The organism is Micromonospora aridisoli (genome assembly GCF_056150025.1).
Map to the genome: position 1 here is coordinate 1 of NZ_JAXCFK010000177.1, position 523 is coordinate 523.

1 protein-coding gene is annotated in these 523 nt (G+C 69.4%); it reads right to left on the reverse strand.

Features of this window, described 5'->3' with window-relative positions:
* Positions 1–123: 123 nt before the first annotated feature.
* Positions 124–523, reverse strand: a 400-nt coding sequence (locus tag SM447_RS29975; RefSeq protein ID WP_474576221.1) for a dihydrofolate reductase family protein, incomplete at its 5' end; no start/stop codon positions are given.

A 523-nucleotide genomic window follows, 5' to 3' on the forward strand; every position in this document is an offset into this window, starting at 1 on the left:
TGAACGGATCGAAGCTGCCGGGGTAGACGGCTCGCACGCCTACCCGATCACGTCCCCCTCTGTCGGTGCTCATGGCCAGACTGTAGGTATCGGCTGCCGGATCCGCCGACCCACTCAGATCGGTCAACGGCGCACCCGATAGCGCAGGTGAAGCACCCGGTTGCCCTGAATCACCACGTCAGGATCCTCCAACAGGTGCTGCGCGCGGACCGAGCCGAAGTAGCGCTTGCCGGACCCGAACACGACGGGTACGACGTCCATGCGCACCTCGTCGACGAGGCCCGCGGCAAGCACCTGGCCACCGACGTCGCCGGCGGCGGCCTCGACCATGCGGTCACCCGCGAGCTCCTGCGCCTTGACCACGGCTGCCTCGACGCCGTCGACGAAGTGGAACGGCGCCTCGGGGTCCCAGCCCTCGGGCTCCGGCCGGTGCGTCACGACGACCACGTGGTCGACCCCGCCTGGAGGCTTCCCGTCCCAGCCGTCCGTCAGGTCGAAGACGTGGCGGCCGACGATTGTCGCC